The sequence below is a fragment of the Parabacteroides hominis genome (genome assembly GCF_014287585.1).
In the GTDB taxonomy this organism is placed as follows: domain Bacteria; phylum Bacteroidota; class Bacteroidia; order Bacteroidales; family Tannerellaceae; genus Parabacteroides; species Parabacteroides hominis.
In genome coordinates, this window is sequence record NZ_JACOOJ010000024.1 from 58,570 (window position 1) to 79,071 (window position 20,502).

A 20,502-nucleotide genomic window follows, 5' to 3' on the forward strand; every position below is an offset into this window, starting at 1 on the left:
TTAACTTTGCCACTTGTTCAGAGTAATGAATTGTTCTTCGATACCGGATTACACTCATACTTTGGATTTAGTGGTGGCACTCGGAGGGATACCGAGTGCCTTTTTCTTCCTTTTTCCAACCGATTATCCCGTTAATTATCAATCCGCTAAATCCAAAGTAATGAACAACAAGAAGAAAAACGAGGGTCAGACCGACTTTTCCTATTACGGTCTGTACCTGCTGGACTATCTCCGCACGAACAAGTTTGAACAGGCTGACGACACCGCTTTCATACGGGAACGGGCCGACCGTGCCGCCGAAACGTATGAGAGGGCACGGCTTGAAGGCTATCCCGCCGATGGTGCGCAGGAACTGGCGATGGACACGCTGCTGCGCGGGCTGCATTATTCCCGTTACGCCATCCTCCGCGAAGTCGTGGAAAACGAGTTTGCCGATGAAGTGCCGGAAGAGAAGCGTGAAGCCTTTGTCCTGAAACTGCTGCCGCTTGTCGGCAACGTGTTCTCCGTCTATGACCTCTCGGATGACAATTTCGCCCTGTCTTCCGATTACGACCTGCTCTACACGGAGCTGACGGGAGCAACCGTCCTTTACTTAGACGAATATGGCGTTTAACCGCAAACAGAAACTGCGGGACAACATCGAGGCGATACGGACGGCATTCATCCTTGACAGGGAAAATAGGACAGCGACAACCGAAGAGCGTGCCATACTTCAAAGGTACTGCGGTTTCGGCGGTCTGAAATGTATCCTCAACCCTGCAAAGGAACTGACGGATGCCGTCCGGTGGGCGAAATCCGACCTCGAACTGTTCGCCCCGACGGTGGAGCTGCACAGGCTTATCCGTGAGAACAGCAAGGACGAAACAGAGTACAAGCGGTTTGTGGATTCGCTGAAAGCGTCCGTGCTGACCGCTTTCTACACCCCCAAAGAGATAACCGACACCATCGCGGACGTGCTGGCAGATTACAGCGTCCGCCCCGCCCGTATGCTCGAACCGTCGGCAGGTGTCGGCGTGTTCGTGGATTCCATGCTGCGGCACAGCCCCAATGCGGATGTGATGGCTTTCGAGAAGGATCTGCTCACGGGTACAATCTTGAGGCATCTCTATCCCGACCAGAAAATGCGCACCTGCGGTTTTGAGAAAATCGAAAGACCGTTCAACAATTATTTCGACTTGGCGGTGTCCAACATTCCGTTCGGTGACATTGCCGTGTTCGACGCGGAGTTTCAGCGGAGCGACTCTTTCGGCAGACGCTCCGCCCAGAAAACCATCCACAACTATTTCTTTCTCAAAGGACTGGATGCCGTGCGTGACGGCGGTATCGTGGCGTTCATCACCTCGCAAGGGGTATTGAATAGCACCAAGACCTCCGTGCGTAACGAGCTGTTCAGTCAGGCCAATCTGGTATCCGCGATACGCCTGCCCAACAACCTGTTCACGGACAACGCGGGCACGGAGGTGGGCAGTGACCTGATTGTCCTGCAAAAGAACCTCAGCAAGAAGGAAATGTCGCAGGACGAGCGGCTGATGACCGTGATACAGACGGACACGAAAACCGCCCTGACCGACAACGCCTATTTCATCCACCACCCGGAACGCATCGTGCATACGATGGCGAAACTTGACACAGACCCCTACGGGAAGCCCGCTATGGTTTATCTGCACGAGGGCAAGGCAGCAGGCATCGCCGGGGATTTGCGCCGTATGCTCGACGAGGATTTCCATTACAGGCTTGCCATGCGCTTGTATTCGGGTTCAATCCGGCAGGCAGGAACGGAAGAAAAAGTTGCCGTTCAAAATAAAGTAGAGCGTCCTGCCATAAAATTGGAAACAGTATCCTCGGCGCAGACGGTGGAAACTCCGACAGAAAAGCCGCAACCCGCAGATGAAAAGCCGGAGATAGAACCGCGCCCGCAATATTCCGCAGGCGTGCAGCTCACCCTGCTTGACCTCTGGGGGATGACGGAAGAGGTCAGCCAACCGAAAACCTCCAAAAAGAAAAAGACGGTGAAAAAGGCAGTTACGGCAAAGTCCACTCCGCCCAAACCGAAAGTCACGGTTACACCGACAGCTCCAACTGCAAAACCCGCAATGGAGAATAAGGAGGTGAAAGCGGAGAACACCGCCAAGCCTGCCGACCCGGACGACATCTATGCCACACTGGACTGGGATACCAATCCTCCCATCAACGGTTTCTATGAAATGATGATGGGTTTGACGCCGGAGCGTAGGAAAGAACTTCGGGAACTGGCAAGGCAGCATAACGAGAAACAAGTGGCGGAAAAGACGGAAGTGAAAGCCGTGCCGGAAACTTCCCGTGAGCAGCCACGACAGGAGGAAACACAGCCGGAGGCAGTCGCCGCACCTGCCGTTACAGATACCCCATCGGAAGCGGTGGGGACTTTCCTTTTCCCCGACATCGAAGCGGAAAAGCCGAAGGAGGAAGTCGTGGACCTTTCTCCGCGTGCCTACCACCGCACGCCGGAGATGCACCTGCGCGAAGGGTCGCTGGTGGCTGACCGGGGGCGTCATAACATCGGCTACCTGAAAGACATCACGCCATACGGGGCGACATTCCAGCCGCTCGACCTGAAAGGATACCAGAAGGAAAAGGCGTTGTTGTATGTGTCGCTGCGTGACGCCTACGAGCGTCTGTACCGTTATGAATCGCTCCGGCGCGAGGCAAATGTTCCGTGGCGAGAGCATCTGAATACCTGTTACGATGAGTTTGTCATGCGCTACGGCAACCTCAACGCCAAGCAGAACGTGAAGTTAGTGATGATGGATGCGGGCGGGCGCGACATCCTTTCGCTGGAACGGATGGAAAACGGAAAGTTCGTCAAGGCGGACATCTTCGAGCATCCTGTTTCCTTCGCGGTGGAGAGCCATGCCAACGTAGGCTCTCCCGAAGAAGCCCTGTCTGCGTCGCTCAACAAATATGGTACGGTCAATCTCGACTATATGCGGGAGATAACCGACAGCACGGCGGAGGATTTGCTCACTGCCCTGCAAGGGCGCATCTACTACAATCCGCTCGTGACCGGTTACGAAATCAAAGACCGTTTCATCGCCGGAAATGTCATAGAGAAAGCGGAACGCATAGAGGCATGGATGGGTGACAATCCCGAAAATGAGCGTATGCCGGAGGTGAAGCAGGCGTTGGAGGCTCTGAAAGATGCCGAGCCGCAGCGCATCGCCTTCGAGGATCTGGACTTCAATTTCGGGGAACGCTGGATTCCGACGGGTGTCTATGCCGCCTACATGAGCCGGCTGTTCGACACGGAGGTGAAAATCGCCTATTCCGCAAGCATGGACGAGTTTTCGGTGGTGTGCGGCTACCGCACCATGAAAATCACGGACGAGTTTCTGGTGAAGGGGTATTACCGGAACTATGACGGTATGCACCTCCTAAAACACGCCCTGCACAACACCTGCCCTGACATGATGAAGTCCATCGGCAAGGACGAGCATGGCAACGACATCAAGATGCGCGACAGCGAGGGAATACAACTCGCCAACGCCAAGATTGACGAGATACGAAACGGCTTCTCCGAATGGCTCGAAGAGCAGTCGCCGCAGTTCAAGGAGCGGCTTGTGACGATGTATAACCGCAAGTTCAACTGTTTCGTGCGCCCGCGCTACGACGGCTCCCATCAGACCTTTCCCGACCTCAACCTGAAAGGGCTGGCAAGCCGGGGTATCAAGAGCGTCTATCCCTCACAGATGGATTGCGTCTGGATGTTGAAACAGAACGGCGGCGGAATTTGCGACCACGAGGTGGGAACCGGTAAGACGCTGATAATGTGCATCGCCGCGCATGAGATGAAGCGTCTGAATTTGGCACACAAGCCGATGATTATCGGGCTGAAAGCCAACGTTGCGGAGATTGCAGCCACCTATCAGGCGGCATATCCCAACGCACGTATTCTGTACGCTTCGGAGAAGGACTTTTCGACCGCCAACCGTGTGCGCTTCTTCAATAATATAAAGAACAACGACTACGATTGCGTCATCATGTCGCACGACCAGTTCGGCAAGATACCGCAGTCGCCGGAATTGCAGCAGCGCATCCTGCAAGCAGAGCTTGACACGGTGGAGGAAAACCTCGAAGTGCTACGGCAGCAGGGAAAGAACGTGTCGCGGGCGATGCTGAAAGGATTGGAGAAGCGCAAGCACAACCTTGAAGCGAAGCTGGAGAAGGTGGAACACGCCATAAAGTCACGCACGGACGACGTGGTGGATTTCAAGCAGATGGGCATCGACCACATCTTCATAGATGAGAGCCACCAGTTCAAGAATCTGACTTTCAACACGCGCCACGACCGTGTGGCGGGATTGGGAAACAGCGAGGGAAGCCAGAAGGCACTTAACATGCTCTTTGCCATACGCACCATACAGGAGCGCACAGGAAAAGACTTGGGTGCGACCTTCCTCTCCGGCACGACTATCAGCAACTCACTGACTGAATTGTACCTGCTGTTCAAGTACCTGCGCCCGAAGGAGCTGGAACGGCAGGACATAAGGTGTTTCGACGCTTGGGCGGCGATATTTGCCAAGAAGACGACGGATTTTGAATTTAACGTGACGAACAATGTGGTCCAGAAGGAGCGTTTCCGCTACTTCATCAAAGTGCCGGAGCTTGCCGCCTTCTATAATGAAATCACGGACTACCGCACGGCGGAGGATGTGGGCGTTGACCGTCCTGCCAAGAACGAGATACTGCACCATATACCGCCCACGCCGGAACAGGAGGACTTCATACAGAAACTGATGCAGTTCGCCAAGACGGGCGATGCCACCTTGTTGGGCAGGCTGCCGCTTTCGGAAACGGAAGAAAAGGCGAAGATGCTCATCGCCACGGACTATGCCCGGAAAATGGCACTCGACATGCGCATGATAGACCCGAATTACGAAGATCATCCCGACAACAAAGCGAGTCACTGTGCCAAGATGATCGCGGAGTATTATCAAAAATACGACGCCCAGAAAGGCACGCAGTTCGTTTTCTCTGATTTGGGGACATACCAGCCGGGCGACGGGTGGAACGTCTATTCGGAAATCAAGCGCAAACTGACGGAGGACTACGGTATACCGCCAAGCGAGGTGCGCTTCATTCAGGAGTGCAAGACCGACAAGGCGCGGAAGGCGGTGATAGACGCCATGAACGCCGGGACGGTGCGTGTGCTGTTCGGCTCTACCTCTATGCTCGGAACGGGTGTGAACGCCCAGAAACGGTGTGTGGCTATCCATCATCTCGATACGCCGTGGCGACCGTCCGACTTGCAACAGCGTGACGGACGCGGAGTTAGGGCAGGTAATGAGATTGCCAAACATTTCGCCGGGAACAACGTGGATGTAATCATCTACGCGGTGGAGAAGTCACTGGACAGCTACAAGTTCAACCTCCTGCACTGCAAGCAGACTTTCATAAGCCAGCTCAAAAGCGGTGCGATGGGTGCGCGTACCATCGACGAGGGGGCAATGGACGAAAAATCGGGCATGAATTTCTCGGAATACATGGCGTTGCTCTCCGGCAATACCGACCTGTTGGACAAGGCGAAACTGGAAAAGCGGATCGCATCGCTCGAAGGGGAACGCAAGTCGTTCAACAAGGGCAAGCGTGATTCGGAGTTCAAGCTGGAGTCAAAGACCGGCGAGTTGCGCAACAACACGGCTTTCATAGATGCCATGACGGAGGACTGGAACCGCTTCCTGTCGGTGGTGCAGACCGACAAGGAGGGCAACCGCCTTAATATAATAAAGGTGGACGGAGTGGATTCCGCCGATGAGAAGGTCATCGGAAAGCGTTTGCAGGAGATAGCCAAGAATGCCACGACCGGAGGGTTGTACACGCAGGTCGGTGAACTTTACGGTTTTCCGATAAAGGTGGTGAGCGAAAGGATACTCAAAGAGGGATTGGAGTTCACCGACAACCGCTTCGTGGTCGAGGGGAACTACAAGTACACCTACAACAACGGGCATCTGGCGATGGCTGACCCGTTGGCCGCCGCCCGCAACTTCCTCAACGCGATGGAGAGGATACCCTCCATCATCGACCAGTACAAGGCGAAGAACGAGGTGCTGGAGATGGAGATACCGCAGTTACAGGAGATAGCGGGTAAGGTGTGGAAGAAGGAGGACGAGCTGAAGCAGTTGAAGTCCGAACTTGCCGCCCTTGACCGAAAAATTCAGCTGGAGCTTGCGCCACCCACGCCCGAAGTCGCAGAAAAGGAGAATGAAGGGCAACAGCTCAAGCCGGAAGCGGAAGATGTGAGGAACAGGCAGGCGCAATATCCCGAAAATGCACCGCCGCAGATACGCAGTCCGGCGGATAGTATCGTTGCCAACCATGTCATAATCGGGCGTCCGGGACTGTATGCCAAGGAGGAAACCCGGTCCAAAGGATTGAAAATATAACCTAAGGAATTTTATCTGAAGTATTAATAAGGGCTATCCCAAAAGGTCTAAAAGTAAATTTTATCCTTTCTGCAAGTATCTATAGGATGGCAACTGCATTTTTTTCTTTTTGGGCAGCCCTTATTAAAATTTATTCTTATTTTAGGTTATATACATTCATGTCCATTTATGTAAAAAATTCCTGCTGACCTTGTTTATGTCTTGTCAGTCACCATTTGCAAAACCATATTTGACCCTCAAAGAGGCTGAATTTGATAAGTAACTTGCTACATACTCATAATAAGGAGCTAAATAGAACACGAATGGGAAATACACAAATGCTAAACTAAAGAAGATATTGGCCAAAATAAACGCTATACCGAGAGAGAAACTTGATTTTTCAACTTCCTAAAACGGTGTTGTTCAAACATTTCTACTTATTTGTACTTGCCAGTTGAACCTACGCTTCCCTAATAAAATGTCTATGGTAAAAAGTTAAAAAATCCTCCCACTTTTGTTAGATATATTTTTTTGTGTAATTTTGTAATCGTTATGCGGCAGTAATAATATACATATTAATACGAGTTAGTAATCCTGTAGTTCTCATATGCTACGAGGAGGTATTAAAAGGTGCGTTTCGACAATGCATCTACTGTAGTATATTATTGCTTAATCCAAATGAATATTATAAATTTAGGAATTCTTGCTCACATTGATGCAGGAAAAACTTCCGTAACCGAGAATCTGCTGTTTGCCAGTGGAGCAACGGAAAAGTGCGGCCGTGTGGATAATGGTGACACCATAACGGACTCTATGGATATAGAGAAACGTAGAGGAATTACTGTCCGGGCTTCTACGACATCTATTATCTGGAATGGAGTGAAATGCAATATCATTGACACTCCGGGACACATGGATTTTATTGCGGAAGTGGAGCGGACATTCAAAATGCTTGATGGAGCAGTCCTCATCTTATCCGCAAAGGAAGGCATACAAGCGCAGACAAAGTTGCTGTTCAGTACTTTACAAAAGCTGCAAATCCCGACAATTATATTTATCAATAAGATTGACCGTGCCGGTGTGAATTTGGAGCGTTTGTATATGGATATAAAAACAAATCTGTCGCAAGATGTCCTGTTTATGCAAACTGTTGTCGATGGATCGGTTTATCCGGTTTGCTCCCAAACATATATAAAGGAAGAATACAAAGAATTTGTATGCAACCATGACGACGATATATTAGAACGATATTTGGCGGATAGCGAAATTTCACCGGCTGATTATTGGAATACGATAATCGCTCTTGTGGCAAAAGCCAAAGTCTATCCGGTGCTACATGGATCAGCAATGTTCAATATCGGTATCAATGAGTTGTTGGACGCCATTTCTTCTTTTATACTTCCTCCGGCATCAGTCTCAAACAGACTTTCAGCTTATCTCTATAAGATAGAGCATGACCCCAAAGGGCATAAAAGAAGTTTTCTTAAAATAATTGACGGAAGTCTGAGACTTCGAGACGTTGTAAGAATCAACGATTCGGAAAAATTCATCAAGATTAAAAATCTAAAGACTATTTATCAGGGCAGAGAGATAAATGTTGATGAAGTGGGTGCCAATGATATCGCGATTGTAGAAGATATAGAAGATTTTCGAATCGGAGATTATTTAGGTGCTAAACCTTGTTTGATTCAAGGATTATCTCATCAGCATCCCGCTCTCAAATCCTCCGTCCGGCCAAATAAGCCCGAAGAGAGAAGCAAGGTGATATCCGCTCTGAATACATTGTGGATTGAAGACCCGTCTTTGTCCTTTTCCATAAACTCATATAGTGATGAATTGGAAATCTCGTTATATGGTTTGACCCAAAAGGAAATCATACAGACATTGCTGGAAGAACGATTTTCCGTAAAGGTCCATTTTGATGAGATCAAGACTATCTACAAAGAACGACCTATAAAAAAGGTCAATAAGATTATTCAGATCGAAGTACCACCCAACCCTTACTGGGCCACAATAGGGCTGACTCTTGAACCCTTACCGTTAGGGGCAGGGTTGCAAATCGAAAGTGACATCTCCTATGGTTATCTGAACCATTCTTTTCAAAATGCCGTTTTTGAAGGGATTCGTATGTCTTGCCAATCTGGTTTACATGGATGGGAAGTGACAGATCTGAAAGTAACTTTTACTCAAGCCGAGTATTATAGCCCGGTAAGTACACCTGCTGATTTCAGACAGCTGACCCCTTATGTCTTCAGGCTGGCTTTGCAACAGTCAGGTGTGGACATTCTCGAACCGATGCTCTGTTTTGAGTTGCAGATACCCCAAGTAGCGAGTTCCAAAGCTATTACAGATTTGCAAAAACTGATGTCTGAGATTGAAGACATCAGTTGTAATAATGAGTGGTGTCATATTAAAGGGAAAGTTCCATTAAATACAAGTAAAGACTATGCCTCAGAAGTAAGTTCGTACACTAAGGGCTTAGGCATTTTTATGGTTAAGCCATGTGGGTATCAAATAACAAAAGACGGTTATTCTGATAATATCCGCATGAACGAAAAAGATAAACTTTTATTCATGTTCCAAAAATCAATGTCATTAAAATAATGGAGCGGTCAGGAAATTTCTATAAGGCAATACGGTTGGGATATATACTTATCTCCATTCTTATCGGATGTATGGCATATAATAGCCTCTATGAATGGCAGGAGATAGAAGCATTAGAACTTGGCAATAAAAAAATAGACGAGCTCCGAAAAGAAATAAACAATATCAATATTCAAATGATAAAATTTTCTCTATTGGGTGAAACAATACTGGAATGGAACGATAAAGATATCGAGCATTACCATGCACGGCGTATGGCAATGGACAGTATGCTCTGCCGTTTCAAGGCCACCTATCCAGCAGAGCGCATCGATAGTGTGCGCAGTCTTTTAGAGGATAAGGAACGACAGATGTTCCAGATAGTCCGGTTAATGGATGAACAACAATCTATTAACAAGAAGATAGCCAATCAAATTCCGGTTATTGTACAGAAAAGTGTGCAGGAACAGTCCAAAAAGCCAAAACGAAAAGGTTTCTTAGGCATATTCGGCAAAAAAAAGGAAGTAACTCCAGCAGTATCAACCACTATCCTTCATTCGGTCAATAGAAACGTAATCAGCGAACAGAAAGTGCAGGATCGCCAATTGTCGGAACAAGCCGACAGCCTTGCAGCTCGTAATGCAGAACTTAACAGACAACTGCAAGAATTGATTTGCCAAATAGAAGAAAAGGTACAAACCGAACTGCAAAGCCGGGAAAACGAAATAGTTGCCATGCGTGAAAAGTCATTTATGCAAGTAGGCGGTTTAATGGGATTCGTTCTTCTATTGTTGTTAATTTCCTACATCATCATACATCGTGATGCAAAAAGCATTAAACAATACAAGCACAAGACAACTGATTTGATAAGGCAACTGGAACAATCCGTACAACGGAACGAGGCACTGATAACGTCAAGGAAGAAGGCGGTACATACTATCACCCATGAACTGCGCACACCGCTGACAGCAATAACAGGCTATGCCGGACTGATACGGAAAGAACAGTGTGAGGATAAGTCCGGGCAGTATATCCAAAACATACTGCAATCCTCCGACCGTATGCGGGATATGCTTAACACTTTGCTTGACTTCTTCCGCCTGGACAACGGCAAGGAACAGCCCCGTCTGTCACCCTGCCGGATTTCAGCAATCACGCACACACTTGAAACGGAGTTCATGCCTGTTGCCGTGAACAAAGGGCTGTCCTTGTCCGTGAAGACTGGACACGATGCCATTGTATTGACCGACAAAGAGCGAATAATACAAATCGGGAATAACCTGCTGTCAAACGCTGTCAAGTTCACAGAAGAAGGCGGTGTTTCTTTGATTACTGAATATGATAATGGAGTTCTGACACTGGTCGTTGAAGATACAGGTACAGGCATGACAGAAGAGGAACAGAAACAAGCGTTCGGTGCGTTTGAACGTCTATCAAATGCCGCCGCTAATATCGCACAAGAGGGACTTCCCTATTTCTCTGTCGCATTTCTGTTCTTCGCTCTCAATTTGGTATGTGTGGGGTACTATCAAAGCCTTGGATGTTTCAAGACCGCCATCTTGCTCATGCTATTGCGAGGTCTTGTTTTCGTAGTTCCGGCTTTTCTTGTGTTACCGCGTGTCATCGGCGTTCCGGGACTTTGGCTGTCAGTTCCCCTATCGGAAATAATGACACAAATCCTTATTTTAGTTTATTATCTGCTAAACAGAAACAACAAAAACATATCGAACTTATGAAAAAGTATTTCTTGAGTACGTTGATACTCTGTTCAACATCATTTACTGCCTGTCACCAAACGGAACCGGAGCAGGAAGAAGTCAATTATTCGGTCATGACCGTAGGAAAAGGAGAAGTGACGCTGACCGAATCTTATTCCGCATCCGTACAGGGAAGGCAGGACATTGAAATCTATCCGCAGGTGTCCGGGACGATACAACAGGTATGCGTGAAAGAAGGGCAAGAGGTACGTCGGGGTGAACGGTTGTTTATTATAGACCAAGTTCCTTACCAAGCAGCCCTGCGGACAGCTATTGCCAATGTCCATTCTGCCGAAGCACAGGTACAGACCGCCCGGCTGACCTACGAAAGCAAGCAGGCACTTCATCGTGAAAAGGTCATTTCGGAATATGACCTCTCCACAGCCCGCAATGCGCTTCTCGTGGCCGAAGCCGCGTTGGAACAAGCCAAAGCGCAGGAGGTGAATGCCCACAACGACCTTTCTTATACAGAAGTAAAGAGTCCCGCAAACGGAGTAATAGGCACCATCCCTTACCGCGTGGGCACATTGGTCAGTTCCGGTTCGGCACAACCGCTTACTTCCGTATCGGATAATTCGGAGATGTATGTCTATTTCTCCATGTCGGGGCAGCGATTGCAGTCATTGATACGCTGTTACGGCTCCATCAACCGAACCTTGGAAGAGATGCCTGCCGTCCGTCTGCAACTGGGTGATGGAACTATCTATGAAAAGGAAGGGCGTATTGAGAGCATCAGCGGCGTACTTGACCGACAGACCGGAAGTGGCTCCTTGCGTGCCGTATTCCCCAACGCCGAACGGGTGCTGCTGAGCGGAAGCACGGGAAATATACTTATCCCGCAGACCTTGCAGGATGCTATTCCCATTCCGCAAGAAGCCACCTACGAATTGCAGGACAAGCTGTTTGTCTATCGGGTAGTGAATGGCAAGGCGGTGGCTACCCGTATTGAAGTCAATCCGGTGCATGACGGCATCCGCTATACCGTCACTTCCGGATTGGATGTTGGCGATGTGATTGTGACTACAGGCGTAGGCTTGCTCAATAACGGCGATGCCGTAACCTTAAAACCGTAATAAGAGGAGGAAGAAGTTATGAATTTACGATTCTTTATAGACCGCCCGGTCTTTTCCATCGTTATTTCCGTAATTATTGTTTTGTTGGGCATCATATCCCTGACGGGGCTGCCTGTGGAGCAATATCCAGACATTGCGCCGCCCACGGTGCAAGTAACGACTTCTTATCCCGGTGCCAATGCCGAAACGGTGCAGAAGTCGGTCATTGTCCCGTTGGAGGAAGCCATCAACGGTGTGGAGAACATGAGCTACATCCATTCGGAAGCCTCCAATACGGGAGATGTTACAGTGAATGTCTATTTCCGTCAGGGAACTGATGCCGACATGGCGGCAGTCAATGTGCAAAACCGCGTATCGAAGGCACAGGGATTGCTTCCTGCCGAAGTAACCAAAATCGGGGTGCAGACGCAGAAACAACAGAAGTCGCTATTGAAGGTGGTCGCCCTCTACAGCCCGGACGATTCATACGATATGCAGTTTATCAACAACTACATGAAGATAAATGTGGAGCCGCGCGTCAAGCGTATTGCCGGTGTGGGTGAGTTCAATGTATTGGCATCCAACTATTCCATGCGCATTTGGCTGAAACCGGACGTGATGGCGCAGTACAAACTGATACCGTCAGACGTGACCAATGCCCTCGAAAAGCAGAATTTGGAATCGGCTACGGGTGCTTTCGGCGAGAACCACGAGAATGCCTACGAATATACCATCAAATATAGGGGACGCTTCTCCACGCCCGAAGAGTTTGGTGATATTGTTATCCGTTCGCTTTCCAACGGAGAAATCTTGCGTCTGAAAGATATTGCCCGCATCGAGTTGGGTGATGAAGCCTATACCTATCGTGCCATGACGGACGGTCATGCGGGATGTATCACCGAGGCTTACCAGAGTGCCGGTTCCAATGCTACGGAGGTGGTACAGGAGATTGATGCGCTGATAGATGAAATATCCGAAGACTTGCCTGAAGGATTGAAGTTTGCCAGCTTGTTGAGCGTGAACGACTTTCTCTTTGCCTCCATCGAGAATGTGCTTTGGACGCTGATAGAGGCTATCATTCTCGTTGTACTGGTGGTTTATGTGTTTTTGCAGGACATCCGTTCGACACTGATTCCCACCATATCCATTATCGTCTCTTTGGTCGGCACGTTCGCTTTCATGGCGGTGGCGGGCTTTTCCATCAACTTGCTGACGCTGTTCGCACTGGTGCTTGCCATCGGTACGGTGGTGGACAATGCCATTGTGGTAGTCGAGGCAGTACAGGCGAAGTTCGATGCCGGTTACTACTCATCGTATATGGCGACGAACGAAGCCATGTCGGGCATTACGGCTGCCATCGTTACCTCTACGCTGGTGTTCATGGCGGTATTCATCCCGGTTTCCATGATGGGCGGCACGTCCGGCGTATTCTATACGCAGTTCGGCATCACGATGGCGGTGGCGGTCGGACTGTCGGCAGTCAATGCCTTGACACTTTCACCGACTCTGTGTGCCTTACTGCTTGAACCTTATATAGATGCGGACGGCAAAGAGAAAAGCGGTTTTTCGGCACGCTTCCGCAAGGCGTTCAATGCGGCTTTCGAGGTCTTGGTGAAGCGGTACGTTCGGGGTGTCATCTACTTCTGCCGCCATCGGGTGGTGACATGGGGACTGCTGGTGGCTACGGTGGCGCTGGTGGTGGTGCTGATGCGCACTACCAAGACCGGACTTGTGCCCGATGAAGATACGGGTACGGTCATGGTGAGCGTCAATACCAAGCCGGGCACTTCGCTCTTCCGCACCACCCAAGTATTGGCGCAGTTGGAAAAGGAAATCCAACAAATGCCGCAGGTGAAGCATTATGCCACCGTCAGCGGATATTCGCTCAGCGGTTCGGGAGCCAGTGCGGGACTGATTATCATCTCCCTGCGCGACTGGTCGGAACGTGACGGCAAGGAAGATGATGTAAACTCTATCATCGGACGCATCAACACCCTTTCACAGAAAATACCGGATGCGCAGTTATTTGCCGCCGCCCCGCCCATGATTAACGGCTACGGCATGGTGAACGGTTTTGAACTGCACGTGCAGGACAAGACGGGCAAACCTGTCAGTGAGTTGGACGATGCCACCAAGGGATTCATTGCCTCCCTGAGCCAATGCCCGGAAATCGGGACTGCCTATACCGCTTTTTCAGCAGACTATCCGCAATATACGCTGGACATTGATGCCGCCCGTTGCGAACGTTCGGGGCTTTCTCCGGCAGAGGTGCTTTCCACGGTGTCCGGTTACTATGGCGGGCAGTATGTCTCCAATTTTAACCGTTTCTCCAAGCTCTACCGTGTCATGATACAGGCGGAGCCGGACACACGGGTCACACCGGAATCGCTGAACCACCTCTATGTGCGTACCGGCAACGGTGAAATGGCTCCCATCAGCCAGTTTGCCCGGCTTACCAAGACCTACGGGCCACAGTCGCTCAACCGCTTCAACCTCTATGGCTCCATTGCGGTCAACGGTTCGGCTGCCGACGGCTATTCTTCCGGCGACGCCATCCGTGCCATCGGCGAAGCGGCGTCCACGGCATTGCCCAAAGGCTATACCTACGAGTTTGGCGGCATCACCCGCGAGGAAAGTCAGTCGAGCAGCAACACGGTGATTATCTTCGCCATTTGCTTTGTGCTGGTCTATCTCATCCTGAGCGCACTTTATGAAAGTTTCCTCATCCCGTTTGCCGTGGTGCTCGCCCTTCCTTTCGGCTTGCTGGGCAGTTTCCTGTTTGCCAAGCTGATGGGATTGGAGAATAACATCTATATGCAGACCGGTTTGATTATGCTCATCGGATTGCTGGCAAAGACCGCCATCCTGATAACGGAATATGCCGTCAAACGCCGACAGGCGGGCATGTCGCTGATACAAGCTGCCGTTGGAGCCGCCAAGGTGCGATTGCGCCCCATCCTAATGACAGCCCTTACAATGGTGTTCGGACTGCTACCGCTGATGGTATCAACGGGAGTAGGAGCCAACGGTAACCGCACGTTGGGTTCCGGTGCGGTGGGTGGTATGCTGGTCGGTACACTTGCCTTGCTATTTGTGGTTCCGGCACTGTTCATTGCTTTCCAGTGGTTGCAAGAGAAGGTACGTCCCATGCAGGCTGTTTCCTCCGGCGAATGGTCGATACAAGGTGAAATGGAAGATTTGAAGAAACATAAAAAGGAAAAGGAATCATGAGAAATATATTACTGACAACAGTTACCGCACTGCTGCTTGCCTCGTGCGGAGTCTATAAACCTTACTCCCGTCCGGAGGAAGTGAAAACCGATGGGCTGTATGGCACCGACATACAAGCGGAAGACACAGCCTCCATCGCCTCCTTGCATTGGAGCGAACTGTTCACCGACACACGCTTGCAATCCCTCATCCGGCGAGGACTGGAGAATAACAACGACCTTAACGTCGCACGTCTGAAAGTGGTGGAGGCAGAAGCCACGCTGATGTCTTCGCGCCTTGCCTACCTGCCCTCAGTGTCGCTTGCCCCGCAAGGTACGTTGAGTAGCTTCGATGGTAGCAAGACGACCAAGACCTACACCCTTGCTGCTTCCGCCGAGTGGGAGCTGGACTTGTTCGGCAAGCTGACCAATGCCAAACGTGGTGCCCGTGCCGCCTTAGAGCAGAGCCGCGCTTACCGGCAGGCAGTGCAGACACAACTCATCGCCACAATTGCCAACAGTTATTACAACTTGCTGATGTTGGATGTACAACTCGACATCAACCGCTGCACCGCCGAGAGTTGGAGCGAGTCGTTGCGCACGTTGGAACTGCAAAAGCAGTTCGGCAACACCACCGAAGCTGCCGTGCAGCAGGCACGTGCCAACCTGCTTACCGTGGAAACGAATGTGCTTACTCTGGAACAGCAAGTCAAGAAACAGGAAAATGCCATCTCCTTGCTCTTAGGCGATGTGCCTTCCCATATCGAACGCGGTACGTTGACAGAACAGCAATTTCCCGATACACTCTCCGTAGGTGTACCCCTGCAGTTGCTTGCCCGCCGTCCCGACATCCGTCAGGCAGAAGCATCGCTGGCACAGGCGTTCTATGCCACCGGTGCCGCCCGCTCCGCCTTTTATCCCAGCATTACGCTGGGCGGGTCTGCAGGTTGGACAAACAGTACCGGTGCCGCCATTATCAATCCCGGACGCTGGCTACTGAGTGCAGTCGGCTCATTGACACACCCCCTCTTCAACCGTGGGCGTAACATCGCCAACCTGCGCATCGCCAAGGCACAGCAACAGGAAGCGTTACTCTCTTTCCAGCAAAGTCTGCTGAAAGCGGGTAGCGAGGTGAACGATGCTCTTGCACAATGGCAGACAGCCGACCGCCGTTTGCAACTTGATGGCAAGCAGATAGCCGCTCTGCGCCGCACCGTGGAAAGTACCCGCCAGCTGATGGAACACAGCAGTAGCACCACCTATTTGGAAGTGCTTACCGCTCAGCAATCCCTGCTCTCCGCTGAACTGACGGAAGCAAACGATCATTTCGACAAAATACAGGGGATGATAAATCTGTATCATGCGTTGGGAGGTGGAAGCTGGTGAAAGACAAAGTGGCACTTCGAGGCGCACAAGGTGCCACTTTGTGGTGGTCGAAGTGGCACTTCGGAAAATCAAGAGTGGAGGTTAGTTCAGGCAACAGCAAAACGGATGCTTGCAAAGGCATCCGAGTGAGACAATAAACATTATTCATCAACCAATTAAAAACGTAAGACTATGCCTTTTGGGGAAAAAGCGTTTCAGAAGCAACAGGGCGTTTACTATCCCCAAGCCGTAGTGCAGGGCAAGCCCGTGGAAACGGAGACCATAGCAAAGGATTTGACGAAAATCTTCACAGTAAGTAACAGTGACGTGCAAGCCGTGTTGGGCGACATCGCAGGCGTGATGCACACGCGCATGGCGCAGGGCAAGAGCGTCCACATCAAGGGGCTGGGCTATTTCCGCTACACGCTCGACACGAAGGGCGTGAAGGATTTGGCGGACTTCGACAAGCAGGTGCAGGCGGTGCGCGTGCAGTTCACACCCGAACGGGAGCGGCTGTCGAACAAGACCTACACCCGTGCCCTTGTGGACAGCGATGATTTGGAATGGATTGAACTTTCTGCCGATGCGAAGGACGATGACCCGGCGCAGGGTGGCGGAAGCACAGACGGTTCCGGTAATGGCGAAGATGGTGACAATCCTTTGGGATAATGTCATTGCTGACAAAGATTGCTATAATGTATGCAGCCTGTGGTTTTAGATGGACTACGGGCTGCATGATTAAAAAGGAATAATCAAATGAGAAGTACCATAGGAACAAAATTTCTCCGCACGCTGATTGCCGCAGGTTATTTATTGATGTGCCTGCTGGCAGTCGGCATCATGTACCTGTGGTTTTATGAATGGAAAGAGATTGAAGCATTGGAAACGGAGAACCGACGTATAAATGCTTTTCGTCAGGAAGTGCATCTTGTTTATGGGGAAATGACGGGGCTTTCCCTTTTGGGCGAAAGTGTGTTGGAGTGGGAAGACGAGGATTTGGAGCATTACCATATCCGGCGCATGGCGGTGGATAGTCTGCTGTGCCGTTTCAAAACCGTTTATCCGGCAGAGCGGATAGACAGTGTGCGTCATTTGTTAGAAAGCAAGGAAAATTTGCTTTGTAGCATTGTGGAAGTATTGAATAAACAGGAAAATTTGAATCGGGAAATTGCTAAGCGTGTACCCTTCATTGCGGCAAAAAGCACACAGGAACAGCCTAAGAAAACGAAGCGCAAAGGTTTCTTAGGCTTGTTCGGCAAGAAAGAAAAGTCGAAACCGACCGCCACAACCTCCATGCTCCATGCACTGAACCGCAAGGAGATTACACAACAACAGGCGCAAAGCCGCCGCTTGTCGGAACATGCCGACAGCCTCGCCATGCGCAACAGCGAATTGAATCGACAACTGCAATCGCTTATCGGGCAGATGGACAGGAAAGTAGAACGTGACCTGCAAAAGCGTGAGGCAGAGATAACCGCCATGCGTGAACGCTCGTTCTTTCAAATCGGAGGGCTGACAGGATTTCTTTTTCTTCTTTTGGTTGTGTCATACATCATCATCCACAGGGACATACGCCGCATAAAGCGGTATAAGGCAAAGACCGTTAATCTGATAAGGCAACTCCATGAATCGGATATGAGAAACAGGGAACTGATTTCCTCACGCAAGAGAGCCATGCACACCATTACTCATGAACTGCGTACACCGCTGACCGCCATACACGGCTATGCGGAACTGATAGCCAACGGAGAAAATGCAACGCAGACGGAACGCTATTCGGGCAATATCCGGCAGGCATCGCAACGAATGATTGCCATGTTGAACACGCTGCTTGACTTCTTTCGGTTGGATAGTGGAAAGGAGAGTGCGAATACTTCCCCGTTCCGTTTGCAGGGCATGGCAGACGCTTTATCGGCGGAATTTGCTCCATTGGCAGAGACAAAGGACTTGTGTTTGACGGTGGAATGCAATACCGATGTTATCCTCATGGGCGACAAGGAGCGCATTATGCAGGTTTCCGCAAACCTGTTATCCAATGCCATCAAGTTCACGCAAGCCGGAAGCGTATCGCTCCGCATGGACTACAACGGCAATAACCTTTCCATTGTGGTGGAAGATACAGGCAGCGGTATGAGCGAAGAAGAACAGCAACGGGTGTTCGGAGCATTTGAACGGCTCTCCAACGCCGCCACGCAGGACGGTTTCGGATTAGGATTATCCATCGTGAAACGCATCGTGGATATGTTAGGCGGTACTGTCCGATTGGAAAGCAAGAAAGGTCGGGGCAGTCGTTTCACGATAGAAATACCCATGCAAACCGCTGATATTGCTGTCATCGAAAAGAAAGAAGTGCAAGAACAATATCCTTATTCTGAACGTGCCTATTCGGTCATTATGTTGGATGACAACGACATTCTTCTTTCGATGGCAATGGATATGTATGCCCATTACGGTATCCGTTGTGATGTGTGCACTAATACAAGCGACCTCATGGAAGCCATGCGGACAAAGGACTACGACCTGCTGATTACAGACTTGAAGATGCCGGAAATAAATGGCTTTGAGGTATTGGAACTGCTGCGCTCGTCCCACGTCGGCAACTCGAAGACCATCCCTGTGATTGTCGCCACTGCTTCGGGAAGCTGCACCGAAGAAGAACTGCTGGCTCATGGCTTTTCCGCCTGCCTGTTCAAGCCGTTCGGCCTGTCGGAACTGCTGGCGGTGTCGGGCAAATGCCTTTCAGTATCTTCTGTCAAAAATAACAAAGAGAAACAACCTGACCTTTCTTCTTTATTGGCGTATGGTGACAAGGTGACTATGCTTGACAAACTGAAAACCGAAACGGAAAAGGACATGCAAGCCATTAGCGATGCCGGAGAGCGGTGTGACCGCAAAGAATTGGATATGCAGGTACACCGTTTACGCAGTTCGTGGGCAGTAATCCGTGCGGACAAACCACTATGGGAACTGCACAGACTTCTGCATTCAGACACGGAATGTTCCGATAACGAGATTCAACACACCGTGAATGCAGTATTGGCAATGGGTGACAAGATTGTGGAACAGGCTAAAAAACGAAAGGAAGACGGATTATGAAGGTAATTGTAGTAGAGGACAATCCCGTTTATAACGATTATGTCTGCAACTTCTTGAAGAAAGGCGGCTTCGACACCATGCAGGCGTATCGGCTTTCTACCGCCAAGAAATTGCTGGCAAAGGCAGAGGAAGATAATACTGTGCTTGCCGACTTGCGTCTACCTGATGGTGAGGGTGTCGACCTGTTGCGTTGGATGCGCAAGGAAGGGAAGCCGCAGCCGTTCATCATCATGACCGATTACGCCGAGGTGCATACGGCAGTGGAAAGTATGAAACTCGGCTCCGCCGACTATATTCCCAAGCAATTGGTAGAGGACAGGCTTGTTCCTCTCATCCGCTCCATACACAAAGCACAGGAACAGAAAAGGAACAAACAAGTCCCGATATTTGTCCGGCAAGGTACGGCATATCAAGGAATCAAGCGGCGTGTCCGGTTGGTTGCACCCACCCGTATGAGTGTATTGATATTAGGTGAGAACGGTACGGGCAAAGAACATATTGCCCAACACATCCACGCACAGAGCAAACGTGCGGATAAGCCTTTCGTGGCGGTGGACTGTGGTTCGTTGTCCCCGACATTGGCACTGTCCGCATTCTTCGGACACATCAAAGGTGCATTCACAGGAGCAGATTCTACCCATGTTGGGTATTTTCAAGAAGCCAATGGCGGTACATTGTTTCTTGATGAAGTGGCCAACCTGCCGATGGAAATGCAGCGGATGTTGCTCCGTGCCATACAGGAGAGGCGGTATCGCCCGGTCGGAGACAAGGCAGACCGGAATTTCAATGTCCGCATCATCGCTGCTACCAATGAAGATTTGGAGGTATCGGTGAATGAAAAGCGTTTTCGGCAGGATCTTCTGTACCGCCTGCACGACTTCGGGATAACCGTTCCTCCGTTGCGTGACTGTCAAGAAGACATTATGCCGCTGGCAGAGTTCTTCCGTGATATGGCAAACAGAGAGCTGGAGTGTAGCGTGAGCGGGTTCAGTTCCGAAGCACGTAAAGCGTTGCTGACACACGCATGGCCGGGCAACGTGCG

Annotated in this window: 10 protein-coding genes; all 10 read left to right on the forward strand. The window is 50.3% G+C overall.

Features of this window, described 5'->3' with window-relative positions; translation table 11 throughout:
* The first annotated feature begins 160 nt into the window (after positions 1–160).
* Entirely contained in the window at positions 161–613 is a 453-nt protein-coding gene (locus H8S65_RS13460) for a DUF1896 domain-containing protein (protein ID WP_004304266.1), read from the forward strand.
* A complete protein-coding gene (locus tag H8S65_RS13465) occupies positions 603–6,419 on the forward strand; it encodes a helicase-like domain-containing protein (RefSeq protein ID WP_004291462.1) in 5,817 nt (1,938 codons plus the stop codon). The genes H8S65_RS13460 and H8S65_RS13465 overlap by 11 nt, the downstream gene beginning before the upstream one ends.
* Positions 6,420–7,076: 657 nt before the next feature.
* The gene (gene tet(Q) / locus H8S65_RS13470; protein ID WP_004291466.1) at positions 7,077–9,002 is read left to right on the forward strand and encodes a tetracycline resistance ribosomal protection protein Tet(Q); all 1,926 of its coding nucleotides are present in this window, start codon (positions 7,077–7,079) and stop codon (positions 9,000–9,002) included.
* On the forward strand, positions 9,002–10,717 hold the full coding sequence (locus tag H8S65_RS13475) for a sensor histidine kinase (RefSeq protein WP_370527591.1): 1,716 nt from the start codon (positions 9,002–9,004) through the stop codon (positions 10,715–10,717). Before tet(Q) ends, H8S65_RS13475 begins: the two co-directional genes overlap by 1 nt.
* On the forward strand, positions 10,714–11,811 hold the full coding sequence (locus tag H8S65_RS13480; RefSeq protein ID WP_117588714.1) for an efflux RND transporter periplasmic adaptor subunit: 1,098 nt from the start codon (positions 10,714–10,716) through the stop codon (positions 11,809–11,811). Before H8S65_RS13475 ends, H8S65_RS13480 begins: the two co-directional genes overlap by 4 nt.
* An 18-nt stretch (positions 11,812–11,829) precedes the next feature.
* Complete coding sequence (locus tag H8S65_RS13485; RefSeq protein ID WP_117588715.1) at positions 11,830–15,021, forward strand: efflux RND transporter permease subunit; 3,192 nt, start codon at positions 11,830–11,832, stop codon at positions 15,019–15,021.
* Positions 15,018–16,385 (forward strand): efflux transporter outer membrane subunit, encoded by a 1,368-nt coding sequence (locus tag H8S65_RS13490; protein ID WP_117588716.1) that lies wholly within the window; start codon positions 15,018–15,020, stop codon positions 16,383–16,385. Before H8S65_RS13485 ends, H8S65_RS13490 begins: the two co-directional genes overlap by 4 nt.
* Before the next feature lie 171 nt (positions 16,386–16,556).
* Entirely contained in the window at positions 16,557–17,033 is a 477-nt protein-coding gene (locus H8S65_RS13495; protein WP_117588717.1) for an HU family DNA-binding protein, read from the forward strand.
* 87 nt (positions 17,034–17,120) lie between these two features.
* Entirely contained in the window at positions 17,121–19,460 is a 2,340-nt protein-coding gene (locus H8S65_RS13500) for a hybrid sensor histidine kinase/response regulator (RefSeq protein ID WP_117588718.1), read from the forward strand.
* Positions 19,457–20,502 (forward strand): sigma-54-dependent transcriptional regulator (locus tag H8S65_RS13505; protein ID WP_186910367.1); only part of this gene is annotated, 1,046 nt, incomplete at its 3' end. The genes H8S65_RS13500 and H8S65_RS13505, both read left to right, overlap by 4 nt.